General features: G+C 52.7%; 21 protein-coding genes. 13 read left to right on the plus strand and 8 right to left on the minus strand.

The window, feature by feature from the left end; translation table 11 throughout:
• From EAH77_RS18445 to EAH77_RS18460, 4 genes are all read left to right on the plus strand, one after another.
• The coding region (locus EAH77_RS18445) for an RcnB family protein (RefSeq protein ID WP_140474286.1) at positions 1-117 on the plus strand (117 nt) is incomplete at its 5' end.
• Positions 118-188: 71 nt separating this feature from the next.
• A complete protein-coding gene (locus tag EAH77_RS18450; protein ID WP_140474287.1) occupies positions 189-1,169 on the plus strand; it encodes a GlxA family transcriptional regulator in 981 nt (326 codons plus the stop codon).
• A 77-nt stretch (positions 1,170-1,246) separates the two neighbouring features.
• A complete protein-coding gene (gene gap, locus EAH77_RS18455) occupies positions 1,247-2,257 on the plus strand; it encodes a type I glyceraldehyde-3-phosphate dehydrogenase (protein WP_140474288.1) in 1,011 nt (336 codons plus the stop codon).
• Between the two features lie 332 nt (positions 2,258-2,589).
• The gene (locus EAH77_RS18460; RefSeq protein WP_140474289.1) at positions 2,590-4,320 is read left to right on the plus strand and encodes an ABC-F family ATP-binding cassette domain-containing protein; all 1,731 of its coding nucleotides are present in this window, start codon (positions 2,590-2,592) and stop codon (positions 4,318-4,320) included.
• Positions 4,321-5,161: 841 nt separating this feature from the next.
• On the opposite strand, the gene EAH77_RS18465 is transcribed toward EAH77_RS18460, so the two are convergent.
• Positions 5,162-6,235 carry a LacI family DNA-binding transcriptional regulator gene (locus EAH77_RS18465; RefSeq protein WP_140474290.1) on the minus strand — a complete coding sequence of 358 codons (1,074 nt, stop codon included), beginning with the start codon at positions 6,233-6,235 and terminating at the stop codon, positions 5,162-5,164.
• A 267-nt stretch (positions 6,236-6,502) separates the two neighbouring features.
• On the opposite strand from EAH77_RS18465, the gene EAH77_RS18470 reads away from it, so the two are divergent.
• A complete protein-coding gene (locus tag EAH77_RS18470; RefSeq protein ID WP_140474291.1) occupies positions 6,503-7,762 on the plus strand; it encodes a maltoporin in 1,260 nt (419 codons plus the stop codon).
• 200 nt (positions 7,763-7,962) lie between these two features.
• On the opposite strand, the gene EAH77_RS18475 is transcribed toward EAH77_RS18470, so the two are convergent.
• From EAH77_RS18475 to EAH77_RS18500, 6 genes are all read right to left on the minus strand, one after another.
• Positions 7,963-8,280, minus strand: coding sequence for a glucose PTS transporter subunit EIIB (locus tag EAH77_RS18475; RefSeq protein WP_140474292.1), 318 nt, complete (start codon positions 8,278-8,280; stop codon positions 7,963-7,965).
• A gap of 99 nt (positions 8,281-8,379) precedes the next feature.
• Positions 8,380-10,440, minus strand: coding sequence for a beta-galactosidase (locus tag EAH77_RS18480; protein ID WP_140474293.1), 2,061 nt, complete (start codon positions 10,438-10,440; stop codon positions 8,380-8,382).
• Between the two features lie 53 nt (positions 10,441-10,493).
• Complete coding sequence (locus EAH77_RS18485; RefSeq protein WP_431306781.1) at positions 10,494-11,654, minus strand: glycoside hydrolase family 53 protein; 1,161 nt, start codon at positions 11,652-11,654, stop codon at positions 10,494-10,496.
• Between the two features lie 46 nt (positions 11,655-11,700).
• Positions 11,701-12,552, minus strand: a complete 852-nt coding sequence (locus EAH77_RS18490; RefSeq protein ID WP_140474295.1) for a sugar ABC transporter permease — start codon at positions 12,550-12,552, stop codon at positions 11,701-11,703.
• Between the two features lie 10 nt (positions 12,553-12,562).
• Positions 12,563-13,870 (minus strand): carbohydrate ABC transporter permease, encoded by a 1,308-nt coding sequence (locus tag EAH77_RS18495; protein WP_140474296.1) that lies wholly within the window; start codon positions 13,868-13,870, stop codon positions 12,563-12,565.
• A 58-nt stretch (positions 13,871-13,928) separates the two neighbouring features.
• Complete coding sequence (locus EAH77_RS18500; RefSeq protein WP_140474297.1) at positions 13,929-15,164, minus strand: extracellular solute-binding protein; 1,236 nt, start codon at positions 15,162-15,164, stop codon at positions 13,929-13,931.
• Positions 15,165-15,528: 364 nt separating this feature from the next.
• On the opposite strand from EAH77_RS18500, the gene EAH77_RS18505 reads away from it, so the two are divergent.
• Positions 15,529-16,635 carry an ABC transporter ATP-binding protein gene (locus EAH77_RS18505; protein ID WP_140474298.1) on the plus strand — a complete coding sequence of 369 codons (1,107 nt, stop codon included), beginning with the start codon at positions 15,529-15,531 and terminating at the stop codon, positions 16,633-16,635.
• Between the two features lie 130 nt (positions 16,636-16,765).
• Here EAH77_RS18505 and EAH77_RS18510 read toward each other — a convergent pair whose 3' ends face one another.
• Positions 16,766-17,374, minus strand: a complete 609-nt coding sequence (locus tag EAH77_RS18510) for a TetR/AcrR family transcriptional regulator (protein ID WP_140474299.1) — start codon at positions 17,372-17,374, stop codon at positions 16,766-16,768.
• A 291-nt stretch (positions 17,375-17,665) separates the two neighbouring features.
• Between EAH77_RS18510 and EAH77_RS18515 the strand changes: the two genes are divergently transcribed.
• From EAH77_RS18515 to map, 7 genes are all read left to right on the plus strand, one after another.
• Positions 17,666-18,328 carry a DUF3313 domain-containing protein gene (locus EAH77_RS18515; protein ID WP_140474300.1) on the plus strand — a complete coding sequence of 221 codons (663 nt, stop codon included), beginning with the start codon at positions 17,666-17,668 and terminating at the stop codon, positions 18,326-18,328.
• A gap of 14 nt (positions 18,329-18,342) precedes the next feature.
• Positions 18,343-18,963 carry a paraquat-inducible protein A gene (locus tag EAH77_RS18520; RefSeq protein WP_140474301.1) on the plus strand — a complete coding sequence of 207 codons (621 nt, stop codon included), beginning with the start codon at positions 18,343-18,345 and terminating at the stop codon, positions 18,961-18,963.
• Positions 18,956-19,582 (plus strand): paraquat-inducible protein A, encoded by a 627-nt coding sequence (locus EAH77_RS18525; RefSeq protein WP_140474302.1) that lies wholly within the window; start codon positions 18,956-18,958, stop codon positions 19,580-19,582. Before EAH77_RS18520 ends, EAH77_RS18525 begins: the two co-directional genes overlap by 8 nt.
• Positions 19,575-21,200, plus strand: a complete 1,626-nt coding sequence (locus tag EAH77_RS18530) for an intermembrane transport protein PqiB (protein ID WP_140474303.1) — start codon at positions 19,575-19,577, stop codon at positions 21,198-21,200. The genes EAH77_RS18525 and EAH77_RS18530 overlap by 8 nt, the downstream gene beginning before the upstream one ends.
• On the plus strand, positions 21,197-21,841 hold the full coding sequence (locus EAH77_RS18535) for a PqiC family protein (protein WP_140474304.1): 645 nt from the start codon (positions 21,197-21,199) through the stop codon (positions 21,839-21,841). Before EAH77_RS18530 ends, EAH77_RS18535 begins: the two co-directional genes overlap by 4 nt.
• Before the next feature lie 123 nt (positions 21,842-21,964).
• Entirely contained in the window at positions 21,965-22,219 is a 255-nt protein-coding gene (locus EAH77_RS18540; protein WP_140474305.1) for a ParD-like family protein, read from the plus strand.
• The gene (map, locus tag EAH77_RS18545) at positions 22,212-22,973 is read left to right on the plus strand and encodes a type I methionyl aminopeptidase (RefSeq protein WP_140474306.1); all 762 of its coding nucleotides are present in this window, start codon (positions 22,212-22,214) and stop codon (positions 22,971-22,973) included. Before EAH77_RS18540 ends, map begins: the two co-directional genes overlap by 8 nt.
• The last annotated feature ends 45 nt before the right edge of the window (positions 22,974-23,018 follow it).

Genomic DNA, 23,018 nt, shown 5'->3' on the forward strand with positions numbered 1-23,018 from the left:
CTGCCTGCACCATCCGCTGACAGCCACTGGACCTACATTGGCGGCAGCTATGCGTTGATCACCAACACTGATGGCAAAATCCTCAAAGCGGAATCTGGCGATATCTTTTTCCAGTGATCGTGTTCAGGCAATAGAGCTTTCTCAGAAGTGATTGTTGACTTATTTTGTCATTTTTGTATTTTAAGGACATGCAAACATTTCTAATTATCGTCCCCGAAGGTGGCATGCTGTTTGAATCGGCAGGTATCGCCGACATTCTGATGCAGGCAAACCGCCTGAGGATGGGGAGTACCGGTAAGCCGCTTTATCAGGTGACCGTTGCCACCACGCAACCGCATCGCGTCGTCCACGGACTGTCGGGCTTAAATCTGCTGGCGGATCACAGACTGCAGGATGTTGACCCTGAGGTTACCCGTGACACCATCATGATCACCGGACGGGGAACCACTGAAGCGGAAGGCGATGCCGTTGTTGAATGGGTCCGCCGCGCGGCACCTCATGCACGACGCGTGGTCTCTATTTGCGGCGGCGCCTGGCTGCTGGCGCGGACCGGTCTGCTTGACGGCAAACGTGCCACCACGCACTGGCGTATGCTCGACAGTCTTCAGACCTGTTTCCCTGAAGTGAACGTCGAGAAGGGGCCGATCTATGTTCAGGACGGTGCTGTCTGGACTTCGGCAGGCGTCAGTTCCGGTTTTGACCTCACGCTGGCGTTGGTGGAAGACGACCACGGTTTTACTCTCGCCCGCGACGTCGCACAGGATCTGGTGATGTTTCTGCGCAGGCCTGGCGGGCAGTCACAGTTCAGCCGTTTTCTGCATAATCAGGCTCCCTCGCCCGGTCCCCTGCGGGATCTGCAAAGCTGGATCATCGAAAATTTGGACTCAGACCTTTCGGTTGAAAAACTGGCCGAACGTCTTGCCATGAGCCCGCGTAACTTTACCCGCGTCTTCACCCGCGAGACCGGTACCAGCCCGGCAAAATATGTAGAAGAAGTGAGGCTGGATAGCGCCCGACAGAGGCTGGAACAGGGCTCAGAAAAAATCGAACAGATCGCTGCCGTCACCGGTTTTGGCAATAGCCTGAATCTGCGCCGGGTATTCGAAAGAAACCTTCAGCTCACGCCCACAGAATACCGCGAACGCTTCTGCTCCCGCTCATTGGCGTAAATTGATTCTTTATTGTCATTTACGCCAAATGGCTGCCCGTCTATTTTTAAGTCAGGCAGATAACTAAGGAGCACATCATGGTTAAAGTAGGCATTAATGGATTCGGCAGAATTGGTCGTAACGTATTGCGCGCTGCGCTGGGTCGCGACGATTTTCAGGTCGTTGCCATCAACGATCTTACCGACAGTAAAACCCTCGCCCACCTCCTGAAATACGACTCACTTTCCGGCACATTGCAGGCCAGCGTTGAAGCGGGTGATAACCAGCTATGGGTTGATGGCAAAGCGATCCGCGTTTTCTCCGAACGCGACCCGGCAGCGATTGCCTGGAGCAGCGTGGGCGTGGATGTCGTGATTGAAGCGACGGGTTTCTTCACCGAGAAAGCCAAAGCCGAAGTTCACATCACCCAGGGCGGCGCCAAACGTGTGATTATCTCGGCACCCGGCAAGGATGATGACCTGACCATTGTCATGGGCGTCAATCATGAGAAATACGATCCCACCAGACATACCGTGGTCAGTAACGGCAGTTGCACCACCAACGGGCTGGCCCCGGCGGCGCAGGTTCTGCATCAGAGTTTTGGTATTGAACACGGCCTGATGAACACTACACATGCCTACACCAACAGTCAGGCACTGCACGACCAGCCGGAGAAAGATCTACGCGGGGCGCGTGCCGCCGCGCTGTCTATCGTGCCCTACTCCAGCGGTGCGGCGAAAGCGCTCGGCAAAGTTATCCCTGAACTGGACGGCCGTCTGACCGGTTACTCCCTGCGTGTGCCGGTGCCGGTAGTTTCTGTGGTCGATCTTACCGTCACGCTTAAACGTGATGTCACGGTCGAAGAAGTGAATGCCGCATTCCGTAAAGCCGCAGAGTCTGGTCCGCTGAAAGATATTCTGGGCTACAGCGATGAACCGCTGGTGTCGAGTGATTACCGGGGCGACCCGCGTTCATCCATCATCGACGGACTCTCCACGCTGGTGATCGGTGGCAATCTGGTGAAGATCCTCGCCTGGTATGACAACGAGTGGGCCTTCTCCAACCGTCTGGTTGATCTCGCCGTGCTGATGGAAAAACGCGGCCTCTGATAGCACATGGCAGTCTGCGGGCCGGAGCTGCTTAATATTAGCGCTCCGGCCCTTTTTTTATCCTGCTGGCGAAAACCCTAATTCCCCAATATAATCAGTCCATTCATTCACCAACGTTATATTAAGGAGGATTGCCATGCTGACCCGTGAATTGTTTTTAACTTCACTCGTCCTTAGCGATCGTCACTGCTCAAGCGTTACCGGTATCGTGCTGCGATAACCTGCTTGAGCGAAGCTAACTGACAATCTGAGAACTTCCCTCCGGCTTACCGGTTATCGTCGGCTTTATTGACGAGAGGCATTGCTATGCCTAAAAACCTTGAGTAAGCACTATGACTTTACTATCTGCACAATCCCTTTCTTTTGATAACACCTTCGGCCCTCTGCTGGCTGGGATCTCCTTTGGCCTGAAAAAAGGCGACCGCATCGGACTTATCGGCCATAACGGCTGCGGTAAAAGTACTTTACTGAAAATCCTCAGCGGCGATCTCGACGCGACTTCCGGCACACTCACCCAGTCAAACCAGTGCCTGATGGCAAGGGTTGAACAGCACCTCCCTGACGAACTGCATGATTGTGCGCTGCTCGACGCGGTGCTTAACCACCTGCCCGACAGCCTGCATCAGCCCGAACGTTGGCAAGCGGAAGTACTGCTGGTTAGTCTGGGATTTGATGAAGCGTCCTGGACGCTGACGGCCGGAACACTCAGTGGTGGGCAGCACACCCGTCTACTGCTGGCCCGCGCACTGATCCGCCAGCCGGATTTACTGCTGCTGGACGAACCCAGCAACCATCTGGACTTGCCAACGTTATTGTGGCTGGAGCAGTTTCTAAAAAACTGGAGCGGCAGCTTTGTGCTGGTCTCCCATGACCGCAGCCTGCTGGACAACGTCACCAACAGCACCTGGATTTTACGCGATAAAACGCTGCAATTTATCCGCCTGCCCTGCACACAGGCGCGTCAGGCACTGGAGGACAAAGACGCTGCCGATGCTCTGCGTCGCAGAGCCGAGCAAAAAGAGATCGACCGCGTGGCGAAAAGCGCCAAACGGCTGGCAATCTGGGGCAGCGTGTACGACAACGAAAAACTGGCGCGCAAGGCCAAGCAAATGGAGAAACAGGTCGACCGGATGAAAGATGACCAAACTGAAATCACGGCCGGGAATCTGTGGAAGCTGCGTCTGAATGGCGAAGCATTGCCGGCCGACCGCGTGCTGGCATTATCTGCATTGCAGGTGCGGCCTGCGCCGGATGCGCCTGTGCTGTTTGAACTGGACGAGATGCGGGTGAAAAGCGGCGATCGTATTGCACTGGTTGGTCGCAACGGCTGCGGTAAATCGTCACTTCTGCACCGCTTATGGCGGGCGTTCTGCCAGCCGGAAAGTACTGAGCCGGGCGTGGTGTTCCATCCGAAAGTGCGTGTGGGTTATTACGATCAGAGCCTGCATCAATTGCTCGACGAAGATACGTTAAGTGAAGCTCTCGCACCTTTTGCACCGCTGACGGAAGACCAGCGTAAAATGGCACTGATTGGTGCCGGTTTCCCTTACGTTCGCCATCAGCAAAAAGTCAGCACGCTGAGCGGCGGTGAACGGTCACGGTTGCTGTTTATTGGCCTGACGCTGGCCAACTATTCGTTGTTGCTGCTTGATGAGCCAACCAACCACCTGGATATGGAAGGCAAAGAGGAGCTGGCGGAAACACTGAAAACGTTCAGCGGCGCGGTGTTACTGGTTTCCCATGACCGCACGCTGATTGAGCAGAGCTGCAACCGCTTCTGGCTAATCGATAAACAGCGGCTGAAGGAGTGGCACACACTGGCACCGGTGTATGACATTCTGGCTGATATTTCTGTACCCGCCACATTGGCCGCGCCGAAACAGAGTACAGGGTCAAGGATATTGCCGGAAACCGAGGAAGAACGCCTGCTGGCGACGCTGCTGGAGCTGGAAAGTAAACTGGAAGAAGATCTGTCGCGTAAAGTCAGGCACCAGAAGCCAGAATTGCAACGCCAGTGGCAACAACAAATTGCTCAGCTCAGCGCTCTGCTAGATTTGGGATAAAGTTCTGATTGATGTTGACGGAAAGTAAGCTGACAACGCCCTAATGATAAAAGCCCCGGCGTGATTGCCAGGGCTTTTAAGGTACTACAGACTTAATATTTAACATTAATCAACTTAGTAACATAACACTACACTAAATATTTCTTCAAAAGATGTACTTTTATCACAGGATATATTGCTAACACTGTTTGGTCTTGTCCTCCGATAAATTATTGAATGAGATGACAATCCTGTTTAGCTCACTTAACCATTTCAATACTCATTTGGTTATGTGATGTACATCACCCTCGCGATATATACTCTTTGATGCGTTGCCTTACTTTCGTCGCGACATTCTCGATTTCAAATTTACACACCCAAAATCGCGAACATTACTCTTCACAACAAGGCCTTACATCATCGCGTTACGTTCCCAGCATGCGATTGCAGAGATTTACTGCGTGGCCTCAGAGCACCGTCGAATGAGTTGGATATTAAACTCAACATCGACTCTCCCATACTAAAATACTTCGTGGCCTTCATCGCACTTTATTGACTGCTGTACTAATAACTGTCTTTACAGTTATTTAAAACACCGGGTTAAAAAACATCTTACTGCCGTTTGCGCCGGTGCTGAGTTCTAATCTACTCACTCTCAGCGAGGTGTCAACACTGTTTTTAATAACATGATTTTATTATCAGTAGTCCAGTAAGATTCTTTAAGACGTTGATGCCCCCCCTCCACGGATAATAATTATTTGTTATGGCAACACTCGCTTTTTTTCAGCATCTCGCCCAAGGCAATTAATCCCGCGACAACAACCCATTACGGCACATTTCCCCGCGAATGCTCACGATGTTCTCAACACTCCAACCGCTGGGCTATCTGTCGCAACGCCTCGGCGATGCTGTGTAAATCTTTTTCTTCATGGATTTTCGGACCCGTTGAATGGCGGATAACCAGCCTGGCAGGCAGTATCGATGATGAACGCTGCATCTCATTCTCACTGGCGCTCAGCACTCGCCTGACGGCCTCTTTACCCTGCAAATCCAGATCCAAAGAAACCGTAGTCAATGCCGGGGAAAAAAAAGCACTTTCATAGGTATCATCGTAGCCAATGATGGATTTTTGTCCCGGCACGGTGAGCTGATTTTGATGGAAAGCACTCAAGACTCCGAGCGCCATTTGGTCATTTCCCACTAGCAGCGCAGAGAAATTGGGCGTTTCCCGCAACATCTGCAACGCGCCCGCATAGCCGCTCTTCGCATCCCACTCACCGTGCAGCATGTTGACCGGGCTAAGGCCGTAATCACTGAGTGCATCCAGCCAGCTTTTCAACCGTAAATTGGCAGAAATTGAACGCTTGGGGCCCGCCAGCAAAGCAATGTCACGGTGGCCGAGTTCATACAGATATTTAACGCTGGCACGGGTGCCATCTGCCGGATTGAACGAGACATTGAAGACCGAACTGTAAGGGTCAACATCGAGGAAAAGACAGGTAATGTCATTGTTATCTTCGGCGATTTTTTCTGCGGCAGCGGTTTCCAGCGGAACGTTGATGATGACCTTTTCTACCCGCTGCGACTTCAGCTCATTGATAGAATCCTGTACGGCATGATTGACGTTCTCATCAATCATGGAGATCAGTACCTGGTAATCTTCGGCATTGGCATAACTTTTTACCGCCGCAGCCACTTGAGACGGGGCGTGGAGAGCCAGTGAAATAGTGACCAGCCCCAGCGTTTTACTCTCCTTACCGACTAACTGCTGGGCCAGTCGGTTGGGCACATATCTGAGCAACTCGATGGACTGTTGCACCTTGCGGCGTGTGGTTTCAGATACGCTTTCAGACTTGTTGAGTACACGAGAAACTGTCTGGTAAGACACCCCGGCATGGCGTGCAACATCCTCTAATGTGGTGTTCTTCGATTTCATCTCAAATTCTCTGCGTTTAATCCTGCTGCAATTGTAACAGGCACCTTTCAGTCAACATAGTTCCCTCATCACACACATGGCAAATAACACAAAAGTCATTCGTTCACATTATTCCATGCAGTGATCCCCCTCACTAAAAATTATAAATCCCCTTGTTTTATTTGCACTAACTCACAATAACTCGATAAACAAATTGTTTGTTTGTCACATTTTGTCATCTTACAGCCTCCTTATGTGAACGTATTACAAATAAAATATGGGGCATACATGAAGACTAAGCTGCAAACCGTTGCATTAGCAATGGCCATTACCTCTCCCTCCCTGTACGCGGCTGATCTCAGTGCCGTTGATTTCCATGGCTATTTACGCTCTGGCCTTGGTGTATCTCGTGATGGCGGATTAGAGCAGTATCAAAAGAACAAAGTGGGGCGTTTGGGGAACGAGTCCGACACCTACGGTGAGATTGAACTAGGCAGTGAAGTGTATAAAAAGGACGACGTGAGTTTTTACGTAGACAGCATGGTGAGCATGGTGTCGGATGGTTCTAATGACAATGAATCTACCCTCAATGATGACGCTGAGTTCGGTTTGCGCCAGCTTAACCTGCAAATTAAAGGGTTGGTACCTGGGGATCCGAACGCGGTCATTTGGGGCGGGAAGCGTTACTACCAGCGGCATGACCTGCACATCATCGACACAAAATACTGGAATATTTCCGGTGCGGGCGCGGGCATTGAAAATGTCACCTTCGGTCCCGGCGCGGTATCTGTCGCCTGGATCCGCGGAGACGGTAACGACGTCGACTACCGGGTGGACAACGATAACGATCTGAACATCAATTACCTTGATGTCCGCTATGCCGGTTGGAAGCCCTGGACAGGTGCCTGGACTGAATTTGGCGTGGATTACGCCATGCCTAACCCAACCAATAAACAAAAAGAGTACGGCGGGCTGTACGATGCCGAAAACGGCGTCATGCTGACCGGTGAGATCAGTCAAGACATGCTGAGTGGTTACAACAAGACGGTGTTCCAGTACGCCACCAAAGGATTGGCGCAGAACATGATCTCTCAGGGCGGAGGCTGGTATGACGTTTGGAACAATACCGAAGACGCCACCGGTTACCGCGTTATCAACACTGGTTTGATTCCCATCACTGAAAAGTTCTCGCTTAACCACGTACTGACCTGGGGTTCAGCAGACAATATCAGCCAATACATCGACAAAAGCCGTCTGGTATCCCTGGTGGGTCGCGCACAGTATCAATTTACCCAATATGTTCGCGGTATTGGTGAGGTCGGCGGGTTCTACCAAAAAGATGACAACCACGATGGCAGCCACTACAAGCAAGGCGGCGAGAAGTACACCATCGCGTTAGGTCTGGCGGATGGCCCGGCCTTCATGTCCCGCCCGGAATTGCGTGTGTTTGCTTCTTATCTGAATGACGCTGAAAACGGTAAATCATTCCAGGACGGCACGGCCAATAACACCTGGAACTTTGGTGTTCAGGTCGAAGCCTGGTGGTAACCATCAGGTAATGGCATTAAAGCATCTGTTTATTATTTATAAGTAAATACCTCTGCTCATGGTTATTATCTGGTCTTGACTGACTCGTGTCGCTGCTGTTTTTGATTGACGAAGGTTATTAATTTTTCATCATAATTAATAACGCCCTCCGGCTATTGTCATCAATGGATAACCCCCTGCCGGGGGTTGTCCATTTTTTATTACGGTTTGCTGACAGAAAAACGCGCTTCAAGTAATTTCCGCAAGTTGTCTGACTGTTTACCAAATATAGCATGCACCTCCTGACCAATAATAATTACACCCAGCGCCCCTGCCTTTTGTAAACCCTCGGAATCTACATCGGCGAGGTTTTTGACCGTCACACGCAAGCGCGTAATACAGGCATCCATATGAATAATATTTTCCCTTCCGCCAAAGCATGCCATGAGCAAAGCTAAATAGTCGCTATCAATATTATGCTCTTTCGGCGGTTTTTGAGGATGAGTAAAATAATGAATAAACGATTTTAAACTGACCATAATGAATTCCTTATGCACGTAAATAATTCAAGTGAGTGGGAGCAAGATACAGGGTATAAAAAAATACCCGTTCAACTGAACAGGTATGTGAGAGATGAATTATGCCAGTCGGCGGGAGAGCACCCGGCAACCCCAGGGCGGCAGCGTCAGGTTCCCACTGAGTTCGCCACCCTCGATCATATCCTCATAGCGCGCCGGGAGGGCGAGCGTTTGCGTTTTCGCACTGTAGTTCTGCACCACAATGAACTCGTTTTCACCGTCAGTGCGCCGGTGTGCGGTAACACCGGCCGGGAAATCCGTCGCTATGGCGGGCGGCAAGGACAGATCAGCCGCAAGACGCTGGAAGAAGTCGCGCTGGAAGGCCGCATCGTTGCGTGAAGCGACATACCACGCTTTGCCCTCACCGAACGCATTGACCGTCACCGCCGGGCGTCCTGCATAGAAATCATCACCGTAGACCGCCAGCGCCGTGGCACCTTCAAGATTGATCAATTCGCAGAGATGGCGGACCTGATATGTGCCCTGTAATCCCAGTGTATTACCCGGTAACCCGTGTATGCGGTTGTTTTCATTATCAGTCAGGCAATCAATTTCTTCAGCCCAGATGCCCATCAGCGGCCGTAACGGCCCGGGGAATCCCCCGAGATGACAGAGGTCGCTTTCATTCACCACACCGCTCCAGTAGGTTGCGACAAACTGACCGCCCTGCCGGACAAACGCCTCCGCTTTTGCCGCAAAACCTTCGCGAACCATGTAAAGCATTGGCGCAATCACCAGTTTGTAGCCGCTGAAATCACAGTCAGCATTGATGATATCCACCGCGATCCCTTGCTCCCAGAACGGACGGTAGTGTTCGGCGACGGTTTTTTCGTAATGCAGGCCGCTGTTTCTTGGCCCCTGTGCATCGTCCATCGCCCAGCGGCTTTCCCAATCGAAAATAATGGCGACCTGCGCCTCGACCCGGCTACCAGCCAGCGGCGCCATCGCAGCCAGCATCCTCCCCAGTTCGCTGACCTCTTTCCCGACGCGGGTATCCAGCCGGCCGGAGTGGTCAATCACCGCACCGTGGAACTTCTCTACTGAGCCACGGCTTTTTCGCCACTGGAAATATTGAACGGCATCCGCGCCATGGGCCACCGCCTGTAGCGATGACAGAATATGCATACCCGGTTTTTTCAGTTTACTGGTCGGTTGCCAGTTGGTGACGCTCGGGGTGGATTCCATAAGCACAAAGGGTTTGCCCTGCTTTAGGGTGCGCATCAGGTCATGGTACATCGCGGTATAGCACGCCAGCTCGGTTTCATCCTGAGCGTTGTGCCACATCGGGTAGCTGTCCCAGGAGATAAAATCAATCACCTGGGCCATCTGCCAGTAATCGTAGTCGTAGAAGTACTCCATGAAATTGGTGGTGGCGGGAAGTTCAGGGTTAGCCGCCTTCAGCGGAGCCATTTCCTGCGCACAAAAATCCGTAGCCTGCGCAGTACAAAACCGCCGCCAGTCCAGATTTAAACCATGAATGGAGACTTCGCCCTGCGGCGCAGGGGATTCAATCTGCGACCAGTCGGTGTAGGTATGGCTCCAGAAGGTACTCCACCAGGCGGCATTGAGCTGATCCAATGTCTGGTAACGCTGTTTTATCCAGTGCCTAAATTGCGCCTGACACGGGTCACAATGGCAATCCCCGCTGTATTCATTGGAGATATGCCAGCCTATTACGGCCGGATGATGGCTGTAACGCTGCGCCAGCTGTTGGTTGATGGCCTTCACTTTCATGCGATAAACCGGCGAAGAGAGGCAGTGATTGTGCCGCCCGCCGTGCAGCGCTTTCACCCTGTCACGGCCGACACGCAGCACTTCAGGGTAGCGTTGCGACATCCAGGCAGGCCGCGCACCGCTGGGTGTGGCCAGAAAAACGTGGATGCCCTGCGCATACAAGCGGTCAAGCACATCATCCAGCCAGTGAAATTGATATTTCCCTTCTTCCGGCTCGAGCATCGCCCAGCTAAAAATGCCCACCGACATGACATTACAGTGGGCCTGTTTCATCATCGGAATATCTTGTTCAATCACACCGGGATCATTAATCCATTGTTCCGGGTTATAGTCTGCTCCATGCAATAGGCCATGAACCTTTGCACTCAAAGGAGGAAATTTATTCATTAATAATTCCTTAAAAATTTACGACAGAAATCATGTGTGGCTTATTGCAGGGATTATTTAAATACTTTGAGGGAAGGGAGTGCTTTACCCTTACAATCAAATAACGCCTGGTTTTCGCGGGCATTCCCTTGCTTACCCGATTCTCCAATATATTTCATACCCGCGGGGGTAGCCCAACCTGCACCTGTTACGGCAATCCATGTCGGCTCCCAATAAAACAGGCCCTTACCGCGTTTGCCCGGCACATTTATAATACTTTGCATTAAATCATGAATATAATCAGCCTGCCCTTGCACTGACCCCGGATACCCGCCAGCCTTTTCTTCTTTTGCAGAGAAACTATTTTCAAGATCATCGCAATTATCAAGTGAATAACCATAGGCGGCCTCCACCACAATCACGTCTTTATTATAACGCTTGCTGATGTCGTCCATATTGGTTTGCAGCGCAGAAATCGGGCCATCCCAATAGGTGTACATTGACAGGCCAATAATATCGAACGGGACGTTGCGTTTGGTTATTTCATCAAACCACCAGCGGAAGGTGTCATTTTTAGTGCCTTCAGCCAGATGTAGCATGATTTTGACCTGTGACGGCGAATCAAGATTTTCCCTCAGACCAGAAATGGCGGCATTCAGTAACCCCGCCAGACGATCAAATTCGCCGCCGCCCTGCCCCCAGCTTTTACCTTCAGGCCACAATATCCCGCCGTTAATTTCATTGCCGATTTGCACCATATCCGGCAATACGCCCTGCTGCTTGAACGTGGCGATGGTGTCACGGGTATAGTCGTGGATAGCCTGCTTCAGCTGGTCATTGCTCATCTTTTCCCAGGCTTTAGGCTTAAATTGTTTACCCGGATCGGTCCAAAAATCACTGTAATGGAAGTCAAGTAACAGCTTCATCCCCTGCGCTTTCACCCGCTTCGCGAGGGCCAGGGTGGTCACGAGATCGTTATTTCCGGCACCATAAGGATTGCCCGCGCTGTCTTTCGGGTCCACCCATAGACGCAGGCGCACATAGTTGACCCCATCATGCTTGAGGATCACCAGTGGGTCCTGCCTGACATTGTGCTCGTCATAAAACACGCCGCCGTGTTTTTCGACATCTGCCAGCGTGGAAATATCCACCCCTTTGATAAAATCGGCGGGCTGATTGACCCGCGGTTTCAGTACGACAGACTCCGCCATCGCCAGGGAGCAGCCCAAGCCCATAGCCAGACTGAGGCTCAAAAATGTAGGTTTAAACACGTTCATCACATTATCCTTTCGTGCTGCCAGAGGTCAGGCCGGAGACAAAATACTTCTGCAAGGCCAGATATAAAATCGCCACCGGTACGGCGATCAGTACCGCGCCCGCCGCATAGAGGGTGTAACTGGCCCCCATCTTCTGGGACACCAGGTTGTACAGCCCAATCGGCAAGGTGTACTGGTCCGGGGTGCGTAAAATGGTGCTGGAAAGGATAAAATCCCCCAGCGGCCCGGTGAAGGAGAACAGCGCAACCACGGCCAGGATCGGCTTGGAGAGTGGCATGATGATCTCGATAAAAATTCGGAAGTTACTGGCGCCATCCATGCGGGCTGACTCGTCGAGATCCTTCGGGATAGCATCGAGATAGCCTTTCATCAAATAGGTGTTCATGGGGATCATTCCCCCCACGTAAATCAGCACCAGTGCCAGATGGCTGTTAATCAATCCCAGCAACTGCGACAGCACAAAAATCGCTATCAGCGCGGAAAACTGCGGGATCATCTGCAATAACAGAAACAACATCAGGCCGTTCTGACGCCCCCGGAAGCGAAAGCGTGAAAAGGCATACGCGGTAAAACTGACGCTGACCAACGTCAGGATCATGGTCATGAAACTGATTTTCATCGAATTCCAGTACCACGTCATGTAATTGACCTGCCCATTGAACAAATCTGCGTAGTGTTGAAATGAGAGGTTTTCAGGAATGATCGAACTGCTGAGCAGGCTGTTACCGGCATTGAGCGACGCGCCCAGGGTCCACACCAGCGGGTAGATAATGATCGCCGAGACGGCGAGGATCACCAGCCAGGAGAGCGATAACCGCACCCATTTCTCTTTCTTAATACTTTTTGACCTTGCCATCGTTATCTCCTTAAGCCATCTCATCATTTTTGAATGACTTCGTGGCGCGGAACTGCCACAGCGCGATACCCACCACAAAAATTGACAGCAAAATAGTGATGGTGGCGGCAATGGCGTACTGCGAAGAAGACATCGTCAGTTTATAAATCCAGGACACCAAAATATCGGTCCCCCCCGCGTTCGATCCCGCCACCGCGGGCCCGCCATTGTTGAACAGATAGATGATGTTGAAATTATTAAAGTTGAAGGTGTACTGCGTGATGATGATGGGCGCGATGGAATAGAGCACCAGCGGCAACGTAATAGTACGCAGCTTGGTCATGCTACTGGCACCATCCATGGTGGCGGCCTCGTATAAATCATCAGGAATGGCCTGCAACACGCCCGTGGTCATGGCAAAAACAAACGGAAAACCCAGCCAGGTTTGCATCAGAATCAGCGCAGTTTTGGTCCAGAACGGATCGGTCAGCCATGCCTTTGGCGCAATGCCGAAAAACGCCAGAATCGAGTTATTGATCACCCCAAAGGAATCATTAAACATCCCGGCGAACACCAGAATGGTGACAAAGCCGGGCACCGCCCACGGCAGAATAAAAATCGTGCGGATCAGCGCCTTGAAACGTAAATCCTTCTGATTAACCAGGATGGCCAACATCACACCGACCGAGCATTGCAGCGTGGTCGCCAGCAGCGTCCAGATCACCGTCCATTGCAGCACATCAAAGAAGGTGGAGCGCCAGATCGACAAAGTGAAAATATTGACGAAGTTTTTAAAACCGACCCAATCCACCAGCTTGGCTGGCGGCGTGTGGTACAAGTTGTAGTTGGTGAAGGCAATCGAAAAACCAAACAGGATCGGGAATATCACCACGAACACCAGCAGGATAAAACCAGGGGTGATCATCAGATACGGAAACCCCTCACTCAGCAGCATTTGGTACTGCCGCCGCACGCTGTTTAGCGGCCTGCCCTCATCCCGCTTTTTGCCGTTTATCCATGCGTCATACAGTGATAAACCGTAAACCCCCAGTCCGAAAGCGATCACTAACAGACTGATTATCCCTTCGGCCAGCAGGAAGATCGAGTTATCGCGCGGCACTTCCTCACCAAGGGTGTATAAGCCCCACATCCCTTCGGCCAGGAAATCGTGGAAAATCCCGATAAAGCTGCAGAGTAACATCAGGAAAATAAGGCCTTTAGCCCATTGCCGGTGATAGAACTGGCCGAAGCCGGGTATCAGCGCCAGCAACAGCCCAGCCATTGCGTGGCGGCGGCTCACCTTGTCGGCGGCAAAATTCTCACTGGGGGTGATAATCACAGAGTATTCCTTCTTTTAACGGGAGAAAGCCTCCCGTTCAGATGAGATGAGTCAGGTTTTACTGATTGCTGGCCTGCATCGCCTCGATTTGCATCTTGATCTGATTTACCGCTTCTTTCAGCGCGACATCAGGTTGTTGCTTACCGGTCATGCTCAGCTCAAGGGCGGCATTAGCCGGACCCCAGACTTCCTGCATTTCAGGCACGCCCGGCATAGCGGTGGCGAGGCTGGCCTGAACCGCAACGGCGCTGGCCTTCTCGTCATTCTTAATCAGGGGATCATTAATCATCGCCACCAGCGGCGGGATTTCATTGGTGACCTGGTAACGGATTTTGACGTACTCCGGCTGGTTAATGAATTCAATGAATTTCTGCGCCAGCACCTTATCTTTGCTCCAGGTCGACAGCACGTAGCCTTTCACCCCGAGGAACGAATTCATGGGTTTGCCATTCGCCAGTTTCGGCAGTGGCGCAACACCATAATTGATGCCCGCCTCGGCATAAGGTTTGAACGCCCAAGGGCCGTTGATCACCGCCGCGACTTTTTTCTCAGTAAACAGGGAGTCAATTGCATTCAGACCACTGTCACCGATGATCCCCGCAGGGAAAAGGCCGTCATGGTAAAACTTCTTCAACTCATTCACTGCTGCAATACTGCCTGAGGTGGCGAGCCCAATATCATGGGTGTTCAGTGCCCCGTTATCCTCTTTGCCGAAGATATAGCTGCCCATGGCGGCCATCACGCCCCAGCTGTAATAAAGCTGATCGAATTTTGCCAGCAGGCCGTATTTATTCTCCGCCCGCATTTTTTTAGAGAAATCGTAATAGGCGTCAAGCGTATCCAGCGGTTTAGGCAGCAGATCTTTGTTGTAAATCAGGACCAGCGTTTCAACGGTTTTCGGCATGCCATACAGCACATTATTCATGGTGAAAGCGTGAATGGATGGCTTGGTAAACGCGTCGATTTTCGCCTGGTCCACTTTCATCGGTGCCAGCAGGCCCTGCACCACGGCAGCACCCAGCTGATCATTGGGGATCACCAACACGTCAGGACCAATGCCCGCCGGACCGTCCAGCCGCAGCTTTTCTATCTGTTGTGCAAACGGCATCTCCTGCACCGTGATCTTCACGTTGTTTTGCTTTTCAAAATCGCTGATAGCCTGCTTAATACCGTCGGATTTTTTAATGTCTTCCCAGACCGTCAGCTGCTGACTGGCCGCAGCGGACGCAAAACCAGAATATTGACCGGCGGCCAGTGCGACCAATACCAGAGCGGTGATTTTATTGGTTTTCATTTCCTGCCTCATGTGAAGGTATTACATTTTTTGGTTTCGCCATCGGATTTTTTAAAAAAACCTGGGTCAATATCCTTATTTTTACAGCTGTCGCCTGAAGAGTCCGCCTTCACCTTGTTTTGTTACACGTTACCTTCATGTGACTGATAACACTATACGAACATCGCTATTCTGTGATCATGATTACAGAAATGAAAACCGATGATATAGCCAGTAATCATGCGCAGTTATAGTCACATCAGGCTTTTTCATTGACCACGTTAGGTTACATCACGACTGTTATACGTATTACATACAAACCAAATAACGCGTGAAAACACCGACTGATATGGCCAATCACTGATAATTTTCTGAGGAACCATTAATGGCCAGCATAAGACTGAAGAACGTCACCAAGCGTTTTGGGCAAAACGTGACACTCAACAGGATCAACCTTGAGATAAATGATGGCGAGTTCGCGGTATTTGTCGGGCCATCCGGCTGCGGTAAATCGACCTTATTACGTATGATTGCCGGGCTGGAAGAGGTCACAGAAGGGGATATTCTGATTGATGAAGAACGTGTGAATGATGTGGCGCCCGCGCACCGGGGTGTCGCCATGGTGTTCCAGTCCTATGCGCTTTATCCACATATGACCGTCGCTGAAAACATGGGGTACGGGCTGAAAGTCAACGGAATGCCGAAAAGCGAAGTCCGGCATCAGGTCGAAATGGTGGCCAAAACGCTGCAACTTTCTCATTTACTGGATAGAAAGCCCAAAGAGCTATCCGGCGGGCAGCGTCAGCGCACGGCGATCGGCCGCGCTATCGTGCGGGATCCGAGGGTTTTCATGTTTGATGAACCGCTCTCTAACCTCGATGCCGAGCTGCGCGTTGATATGCGCCTGCACATTGCCAAATTGCATCACGAGCTGAAGACCACCATGGTGTATGTCACCCATGATCAAGTCGAAGCCATGACGCTGGCCGACAAAATCGTAGTGATGAACTACGGCAAAGTCGAACAGGTCGGTTCACCCATGGCGCTGTATTACAACCCGATAAACCGTTTCGTGGCCGGCTTTATCGGTTCCCCCAAAATGAATTTTCTGCCGGTCACCGTAGTCAGCTGGACGGCCGATTTACTGACCGTCTCCCTTGGTGGCAGCCAAACCCTGGCGCTCGCCCTCAAAACCCGGCAGGTGGAACCCGGAGAAAACATCACGCTGGGTATCCGCCCGGAGCATCTTTCAACATTGAGCCACTCGCCCCTGCGCCTGGATTTTCAATGCGAAGTGGTCGAACGGCTGGGCAACAGCACCTATTTATTTGGCCAGTGCCACGGTCATGATGGTTTCAAAATGTTATTGCCGGGTGATGCTCATTTTCAGCCTTATCAGAAATTACAGCCTGGATTTGAAGCCACGCAATGCATGGTGTTCGATGCCGATGGCCTGCGTATCAGCGCAGAGATAGCGGTCCCTCATCCTTAAACTGGAAAACAGTGATTCTCACTGCACTCTCCCATCCAGGCAAACATCCACGTTTGCCTGGCGGGCGGAGGGGACTCCGAGGGCGATGACCCCTGCGGGTAAATAACGCAGAGGTGAACGTCAGGATGAGCTAACGCGCGCCGTGGAGAAACATCTCCACCGCATTTTTGACCAGATGACGAATCTGCTCCAGATCGAGCGGGGCCGGGTTGCGCTGGTAAATACGTATTTCTGTTTCAGCCGTCACTAACGCTAAAAACTGTAACGCCCGCAAGTGCGCATCTGCGTGCGCCAGCTGGCCTTTTTCCATCGCCATACTCATAAACGACGCCAGCATCGCGATAGACTCGCTGGGGCCAGAATCATAAAACAACATGCCAATATCTGAATGACCCGCTTCGGCGATCACCATCCGGTAGAGCGCCAGCGCACTGCCATCGTTGGTCAATACCAGTAACATCCGTTCGGCAAAACGGGTCAGTATGGTGGCCAGATCAACGTCTGGGCCGCTGGCGGAGAGTTTACTGACGGCCTCCGAAAGATGACCCGTCGCATAAGCCTGAACCACCGCCACCAGCAGATCCTCTTTCGAGGCAAAATAGCTGTAAAGCGTGGCTTTTGAGCCGCCAAGACGTTTGGACAGCGCATTCATGGAGGCCCGCTCATAGCCCGTTTCTTTGAACAGACTGGCAGCAGCATCGATGATCGCTTCCCGGCGAGCCTCTGTTTTCACCTTCATGGTCACTTCACTCCTCAAAAGAGCCTACAGACGCGATACTGTCGCAAACTCAAACGCTTATCGAAAACTGTACCGTACAGTTTTCACATTACTTCACTCTAACGTCGGGATCCGTGGTTGTAAAGCCAGCTCATTTCACGCGGCTTCGCAGACACTGCACTTTCATAACCGTACCGACATGTACATTTCTATTTGACAGGTGAAAGCTAACCGGGCATAAGTGTACCGTACTGTACGGTTTATAAAAAGCCGACACCGATTCCCCTTCGCCCATTAAAAAAGGTTCTGCCCATGTCAGCACTCCCTAAAAGTTTTTCTCTGGCGGCTTTGCTCTCTGTCACCGTGTTAGCAGGATGTGCGGATAGCCAGCCTGTGCCCTACGCCGGGGTTTCCTCTTCATCACACATGAAACCCGACCTCAAGGATGAAACCGGACACATTCCTTACAGCTATTCCGTTCCCACTGATTGGAAAAAATACTCGCAGATGATGATGGATCCGGTGGTGGTGTATCAGGGGCATGATGCGCAGTTTGACGATGTGTCACCGGCAGACCAGCGCATTCTGGCCAACGGACTACAGCAAAAATTTGAAGATGCGCTGAGCAAACGTTTCCGCACAACGGATACCCCGGCCCCCGGCACGTTGCGGGTCCACCTGACACTCACCGGGGCGGAAACCACCACGCCGGTGCTGGGCACGTTCTCACGTTTTGATTTGATGGGTGGCCCTTACAACCTGGTGCAAACTGCACGCGGCAAGAAGGGGTCCTTTACCGGCTCGGTCAGTTACGCCGTGGAAATTTACGACGCCTCGACCCGCCAGTTACTCAAAACCTATGTCAGCAAACAGTATCCAAGCCCGATGAATATCAGCGCCAGTTGGGGTTCACTCAGTGCAGCACAGGCCGGGTTAGATAACGGGGCAGAACAGCTGGCAGAGCAGCTGCAATAACGGCGGGACCGAGCATGAAAATCTACCCAACGTTTGTGGTGTGCAAATACTGCGACAGCCTGTATGCACGAAAACGTCTGCAACCCCGTGAGGCGGCCTATTGCTCGCGCTGCTGTACGGTACTGTGCCGCGGTCCGTGGCTGAATCTGCAACAATGGCTGGCACTGACCGTCACTACCGCGCTGCTATTTATTATCACCAATCTGTTTCCGGTGATTGAGATTCAGTTTCACGGCCAACATCAGGCAGCAACGTTATGGGAAACCGCAGCGGCACTGGCGCACAGTTATGCGTCTCCGCTGGTGATCCCCATTGCGCTGCTGATTATCGTTTGCCCGGCATTACAGATCTTGCTGCTCAGTTGGGTACTGATTTATGCCTGCTCGCAGAAAACCGCACCGGGTTTTTCTGCCGCCATGCGCTTACTGGCAGGGCTGGCACCCTGGAGCATGGTGGAGGTCGCGCTGCTCGGCGTGCTGATCGCGGGCATCAAGCTGTCGAGCATGGTGCAAGTGGCTACCGGGCCTGGTACCTGGGCACTGGCAGGCCTAAGCCTGCTGTTGCCGGTGATCATTCATCAGGATTATCACCGCCTCTGGGCGCTGAAAACCGTCCGGGGACGCACTCATGACTGACTCACCGCGTGCGCTGACCATCACCATTGTTCGCTGCCCGCTGTGCGGGCTGGCCTGCGAACACATCAGGGTCATTAATCATGCGGGGATCTGCCCCCGCTGTCAGACCGTGCTACATCCACGCTACCCCGACAGCCTGAGCCAGTGCTGGGCGTTGCTGATCACCAGCATGATTTTGTACCTTCCGGCCAATCTGCTGCCTGTCATGTTTAATAGCATCGCCAGTAACGGCCACGAAAATACCATTATGGGCGGCATTATCGCCTTCTGGAATGCCGGTTCTCAGGGCATTGCGCTGATCATTTTCGTCGCCAGCATTCTGGTTCCCTGCCTAAAATTTTTGGTGATGGGAGGGTTGCTGATCAGCGTACAACGCCAGCAAACGCGCCACAGGGCTGAACGCACCCGTCTTTTCAGGCTGATGGAGCATATCGGTTATTGGTCGATATTGGATGTGATCGTGGTGGCCCTGGTGGCGGCCTTAATCAATATTCCCGGCCTGAGCCGCGCTGAGCCGCGCATCGGTATTTTGTTCTACGGCGCGGTGGTGCTCATCACCCTGCTCGCCGCTCTCAAATTTGATCCCCGGTTAATCTGGGATGGTACCCATAATGAATGATCCCCACACCTTTCTGCCGCCCTCACCTGAAGTCAACCCCCCTGCGCCCCGGCTCTCAGTGTTCTGGCTACTCCCCGTCGCGGCAGCGCTGAGTGGGCTTTTTCTGCTGATGCAGATCTGGAGCGTTACTGGCCCGGAGATTGCCATTACCTTTCAGGCCGCCAGCGGACTTGAGGCAGGAAAAACCAGCGTTAAATACAAAGATGTCACTGTCGGCACCGTAAAAAATATCACCTTAAGCGGGGATAATGAGCGCGTTATCGTGACAGTGTCACTGACAAAAAATGCCGAGAGCCTGGTCAGGACCGACAGCCGGTTTTGGGTGGTGCGACCGAGAGTCGGCATGGGCGGCGTTTCGGGCATCGACACGCTGCTGTCGGGCGCTTATATCAGCATGGATACTGGCATATCGACCGAACCGGCACGGCATTTTCAGGGGCTGGAATCTCCCCCGGCGGTGATTAACGGCCAGCCCGGTACACGCTTTGCCGTGGTGACCGATGATCTCGGGTCGCTGGATGTCGGCTCCGCCGTCTATTACCGCCGGGTCCCTGTAGGCCGGGTGGCATCGTATGCGCTGCGCCCGGACGGCAAAGGCGTCAGCCTGAATATTTTTATCGATGCCCCTTACGACCGTTTCGTGACCGCCAATACCCGTTTCTGGAATGCCAGCGGGGTAGATGTCTCGCTCGATGCCGATGGTCTGCGGCTGAAAACCCAAACCATGGCATCCGTGATTGCCGGGGGTATCGCGTTTGCCACACCGGATACCCCTGCGGTCACGCCTGCTGAAGCACCGCGCACGCTGTTTGTCCTGGCTGAAGATCAGGCAGCGGCGATGGCACCGCCTGACGGTCCGGCGAACTTTTTCCAGCTGCGTTTCGATCAGTCACTACGCGGCATGAAAGTGGGCGCGGCGGTGGAATTCTCCAGCATAAAAATTGGCAAGGTGACGTCGGTTAGCCTTGATTACGAGAAAAAGGGGTATTTCACCTCCGTGGTGGGCATTGAAGTTTACCCAAGCCGGTTGGGTACGGTGGTGGATAAACTGCCCAAACCGGAAAAAGACACCCAGAAACAGGCGGCACTGCTGCTGCGCGATATGGTCAAAAACGGGCTGCGGGCACAGGCGCGGTCAGGGAATTTGCTGACCGGCCAGCTGTATGTCTCTCTCGACTTCATTCCTAATACACCGCCCGTACCTTTTGACCTCACCGCCAGCCCACTACACATTCCCACGATTAACGGCGGCTTTGATCATTTGCAGGAAGAGATGGCAACGCTGATTGGCAAAGTGTCAAAAATGCCTATCGAGTCGATTGGCAATAATCTCAATACCACGCTGGGCAACCTCAATCAGGCTTTAGTGCAGGTTAACGGCCAGCTATTACCCCAGGCCTCGCAAACGCTGGACCAGCTCAACCGAACACTGAATTCTGCGCAGGATCTTATGGCCACCGACTCCCCGTTCCAACAACAACTGTTTCAAACGCTGGCCGAATTCCAGCGCACGCTTTACTCGGTGCGCACGCTATCCAGCCTGCTGACCCGTCAGCCGGGTGCGCTGATTTCAGGGCGGCAAAAGCGCGTCGAGATCCCCGTTAAGGAGGCCCAATGAACCGAACCGGCCCACGCCACCCCGCAGTAAAACTCGGTCTGGCCGCGCTGTTGTTAAGTGGCTGCGCCTCATCACCGGTGCATTATTACACGCTGGTTCCCGCCGGTGACGATGCGGTTGCGCCCACCGGGCAGGCACCCTATGTCATTGATGTACAACCGGTGTCGATCCCCGGGCCACTCAATCAGCCACAGCTGATGCTGCGGCACGGCGAAAGCGAAATGATCATTGCCGAAGAGGCCCTGTGGGCATCGCCACTGGATCAGGAGCTACGGGCAGCGCTGATTTTCCAGCTGGAGCACAAGCTGAATACCACCAACGTGGTGAGTTATCGCCTGTCAGCAGGTAAACCGGTGATTAAAATCAACGCGACGTTTGAGCAATTCGATGGCTGGCTTGGCCAGAAAGCAAGGATTGCGGTCACCTGGCAACTCAATTTCACCGATGGCAGCCCGCAACAAGTCTGTTACACCCGCGCTGTGCAGGCATCAGCCGGGGGATATCCGGATCTGATTGCTACGCAGCAGGCGTTGCTGCGTCGTCTTTCCGGTGAGATCGCCACCGCCATCGGGCAGGGACATTGCGGCAGAGGATCTCTTGTGAATGTTCAAACCCAAGCGGGACGTTTCCCACCCCCTTAAGGCAAGGGGTGATGAGCTCAGCTCATCAATCGCAAAGGGGCGGGTTGAAAGGGGTATCGTGGCTCGTGTATGATACGAAGAATATATAAAGCATATACAGACCATATACCACAGGTACCCACGATGGGCATTATCAAAATCTCAGAAATGATGCACGAAAATCTGCGCATCGCCAGTCTGGCGTTCACCCGTTCGATGAATGCGCAGGCCGAACACTGGATGAAAGTGGGCATGCTGATGGAGATGCACCCGGACTTGTCTCACCGCGATATCTGTCAGCTACTGGTTCGCGCCAGCGCAGAATCGACGACACATTTCGATGGCATCAAAACCCTTCTCAATGATGGCGTCACCGCAAGGAAAACCCACAATGACTGACCAGAGCTTTATCAAACCGGCGGAAGGTATCGCCAAAGCACGCATCGCCGGACAGCTTGCCGCACGCGTGCTGCAGATGATTGAACCACACGTTCAGCCGGGTGTGACTACCGATCACCTCGATCAGCTGTGCCATGACTTTATCGTCAATGAACTTCAGGCGATCCCGGCCAACATCGGCTATCACGGCTATGAAAAAACCACCTGTATTTCGGTCAATCACGTGATTTGCCACGGTATTCCGTCAGAGAAAGTGCTCAAGAAAGGCGATATCGTCAACGTTGACGTGGCGCTGATCAAAGATGGCTGGTACGGCGACACCAGCCGCATGTTTTATGCCGGTGAGCCCTCGATTCTGGCCCGCCGCCTGGTCGATACCACACTGGAAGCCATGCTCGCCGGCATTAACGTGGTGCGCCCCGGCGCCACCTTGGGTGATGTCGGTTTTGCTATCGCCAACGTGGCGAAGCGCGAAGGGTTCACAGTAGTGCAAGAGTATTGCGGTCACGGTATTGGGCAGGGTTATCACGAAGAGCCGCAGGTGCTGCACTACGGTCAACCCGGCACCGGCGTGGTGCTGAAAGAGGGCATGTTGTTTACCATCGAACCGATGATCAACGCCGGTCAGCGTCATTCAAAAGTACTCAAAGACGGCTGGACAGTGGTAACTAAAGATCATTCGCTGTCGGCACAGTGGGAGCACATGGTGCTGGTGACCAAAGAAGGCCACGAAGTATTGACGCCCTGGCCGTGATTGAGGCAAAGAGAACCGGAAACTGAGTTTCCGGTTCTCTTTCCT

Origin of the sequence: Ewingella americana, from assembly GCF_006438725.1 — a bacterium.
GTDB lineage: Bacteria > Pseudomonadota > Gammaproteobacteria > Enterobacterales > Enterobacteriaceae > Ewingella > Ewingella americana_A.